Source organism: Maribacter sp., assembly GCF_039968975.1.
Classification (GTDB): domain Bacteria; phylum Bacteroidota; class Bacteroidia; order Flavobacteriales; family Flavobacteriaceae; genus Maribacter.
In genome coordinates this window covers 1-2097 of sequence record NZ_JBDVOT010000131.1, presented here as the reverse complement: position 1 = coordinate 2097, position 2097 = coordinate 1, and the positions used below count along the sequence as shown (strand labels likewise).

The 2097-nt window shown below is 37.6% G+C and carries 2 protein-coding genes; both read left to right on the top strand.

Annotated features, from left to right (window positions below; genetic code table 11):
- Positions 1 to 693: glucosaminidase domain-containing protein (locus ABJI11_RS08580; protein ID WP_348351247.1), on the top strand; the 693-nt coding region annotated here is incomplete at its 5' end.
- A gap of 18 nt (positions 694 to 711) precedes the next feature.
- Positions 712 to 1992 (top strand): glutamate-1-semialdehyde 2,1-aminomutase, encoded by a 1281-nt coding sequence (gene hemL / locus ABJI11_RS08575; RefSeq protein ID WP_348351245.1) that lies wholly within the window; start codon positions 712 to 714, stop codon positions 1990 to 1992.
- Positions 1993 to 2097: the final 105 nt, after the last annotated feature.

Sequence of the window (2097 nt, the reverse complement as noted above, 5' to 3'; positions counted from 1 at the left end):
ATTTCTAAAAAGGAAGAAAATGCAAATCTACCTGCAGAGCCATCTAAATTTGTACGGTTTAACATAGATTCTCCATCAGAATACATAAGTACATTTGCAGAGACCGCTCAACTAGAGATGATAGGCTACGGTATACCCGCGAGTATAACCTTGGCTCAAGGGCTTTTAGAGAGTGGTAACGGAAAAGGTGAATTGGCTATGAAAACCAATAATCATTTTGGTATTAAATGCCATAAAGGTTGGGAGGGTGATTATGACTTTCATGACGATGATGAAAAGGGAGAGTGTTTTAGAAAATATAACCACCCCATGTATTCTTTTAGGGATCATAGTATTTTCTTGACCACTAGGTCTAGATATGCTTTTCTTTTCGATTTAAAACATACCGATTATAAAGGGTGGGCAAGAGGCTTAAGAAAGGCGGGTTATGCTACAGATCCAAAATACCCGCAAAAATTGATCTATTTGATAGAGAAATATGATTTGCACAAGTATGACAAACAATCTAAAAAAGTCAAATATAAAACTACAACTGTAGCTACGAACGATGCAAGCAACATACATACGGTGCAAAAAGGAGATACTTTGTATTCTTTATCTAAAAAGTACTATATGAGTGTCGATGAATTAATGGAGTTGAATAATTTACGCAGTGCAGACTTATCTATTGGACAGCCAATTAAAGTCAAATAATAAAAATTTATTAAGAGAATGATCTATCAAAGAAGTAGCGCCCTGTTCGCAGAGGCGAAAAAATATATACCTGGAGGAGTAAATTCACCTGTAAGAGCATTTAAAGCAGTTGGCGGCGATCCAATTTTTGTAAAGAAAGCAAAAGGTGCCTATCTGTATGATGAAGATGGGAATAAATTAATTGATTATATCGCATCTTGGGGACCGTTAATATTAGGTCACGCCCATGAATCGGTCATTAGCGCTGTTGTAGAAAAGGCACAGAACGGTACTTCGTTTGGTATGCCTACGGAAATAGAGACGGAGCTCGCAAAACTGGCTATTTCTATGGTGCCTAATATGGAAAAAATTAGGTTTGTGAACAGCGGAACAGAAGCTTGTATGAGTGCAGTACGTTTAGCAAGAGGATTTACAGGTAAAGATAAAATCATAAAATTCGCAGGATGCTACCATGGTCATTCAGATTCGTTTTTGATTCAAGCAGGTAGTGGTGCAGTTACGTTTGGTAGCCCTAACAGCCCAGGTGTTACTCAGGGTACGGCAAAAGATACTTTGTTAGCAGATTACAATGATTTAGCCGGAGTGAAAGAATTGGTACAAGCCAATAAAGGCGAGTTGGCAGCGATTATTATTGAGCCAATTGCCGGTAATATGGGGTGCATAGTGCCTACTGATGAATTTATGAAGGGTCTTCGTGAACTGTGTACTCAAGAAGGCATTTTACTAATTTTCGATGAGGTAATGACCGGATTTCGTTTGGCAAAAGGCGGAGCCCAAGAAGTATTGAACATAAAGGCTGATATTGTTACATATGGTAAAGTTATTGGTGGTGGTTTACCAGTAGGTGCTTTTGCTGCTAGAAATCAGATAATGGACTTTCTTGCTCCTGATGGTCCCGTTTATCAAGCAGGAACTTTAAGTGGAAATCCGTTAGCTATGAGTGCAGGTTTGGCTATGTTGACCGAATTGAACAATAACCCTGAAGTATTTAAAAGCCTAGCCGAAAAAGCGGAATATTTGCATAAAGGCATAGCCGAAGTGTTGACCGAGAAAAAAGTAGCACATCAAATCAACCGTTACGGTAGTATGATTTCAGTACATTTTACCGATGAACCTGTGGTTGATTTTGCTTCTTCTGCAAAAGGTAATAATGAAACCTTCAAGAAATACTTTCATGGTATGCTAGAAAGAGGCGTTTATTTGCCACCTAGTGCTTTTGAAAGTTACTTCTTAAACGATGCCTTAAGTTATGATGATTTAGATGCGACTATAAATGCTTTGAAAGAAATAGAATTGTAGCGTTTAGATGCTAACGCTATTTATATTACATAAAAAAAGCTCTCAATTGAGGGCTCTTTTTATTTGATCTGGTTATTCGTTATTTAAAATTATACTGAATACCTA